The organism is Streptomyces rubellomurinus (genome assembly GCF_000961885.1).
In the GTDB taxonomy this organism is placed as follows: domain Bacteria; phylum Actinomycetota; class Actinomycetes; order Streptomycetales; family Streptomycetaceae; genus Kitasatospora; species Kitasatospora rubellomurina.
Genome location: NZ_JZKH01000258.1, coordinates 1 through 1,013, shown reverse-complemented (window position 1 = coordinate 1,013; position 1,013 = coordinate 1). Strand labels below are relative to the sequence as shown.

The window sequence follows — 1,013 nt, the reverse complement described above, 5'->3', positions numbered from 1 at the left end:
CGCACCGGCGCCGAAGCTCTTGCAGCGCCCGTCCGCCGCCATGCCCCGCAGCCGGCTGAACTCCACGAACAGCGCCGGGGTGTTCATGACGGTGACGCCACCGACCAGCGCGAGCTCGCACTCCCCCGAGCGCAGCGCCGACACTGCGAGGTGCGTCGCCACCAGGGACGACGAGCACGCGGTGTCCACGGTGACGGCCGGGCCCTGGAGCCCGAGCGCGTAGGAGACGCGCCCGGAGACGACGCTGCTCGCGTAGCCCGTGCTGGTGTAGCCGTCGAGCGCGTCCAGGTCACGGCCCTGGTGTCCGTAGTCGGACGTCATCGTGCCGAGGTAGACGCCGGTGCGGGTGCCTTCCAGGCTGCCCGGCCGGATGCCCGCGCGCTCCAGCGCCTCCCAGGAGGCTTCGAGGACGAGCCGCTGCTGCGGGTCCATCGACTGCGCCTCGCGCGGGCTGATGCCGAAGAAGGCGGCGTCGAACTGGTCGACGTCCTCCAGGAATCCGCCCTCGCGGGCGTAGCTCTTGCCCACCGCCTCCGGGTCAGGGTCGAACAGGTCCAGGCCCTGCCAGCGCTTGGGGAAGCCGCCGATGGCGTCACCGCCGGAGACCAGCAGATCCCAGAAACCTTCCGGCGTGTCGATCCCGCCGGGGAGGCGGCAGGCCATCGAGACGACCGCGATCGGGTCGTCGGCCGAGGCGTCGGCCGTACGAACCGGACCGTGCGACGGCTTCGCGGCGCCCAGGTCCAGGCGGTCCAGGATCAGGCCGGTGATGGAAACCGGCGTCGGGTAGTCGAAGGCGAGCGTGGACGGCAGGGTCAGGCCGGTCTCGGCGGCGAGACGACGGCGAAGCTCCACCGCCATCAGGGAGTCGAGACCCAGCTCCTTGAACACCTGCTGGGCGCCGATGCCCTCGGCGCCGAGGACGGCCGCCGCCTCGCGGCGGACCAGGTCCAGCAGCGTGCCCTGGCGCTCGGCCGGGCTCAGCGCGGCCAGGCGCTCGCGCAGCGCGGAGG

At 73.1% G+C, this 1,013-nt stretch carries 1 protein-coding gene; it reads right to left on the bottom strand.

Annotated features, from left to right (window positions below):
- Positions 1-1,013 (bottom strand): type I polyketide synthase (locus VM95_RS37660; protein ID WP_045705994.1); only part of this gene is annotated, 1,013 nt, incomplete at both ends.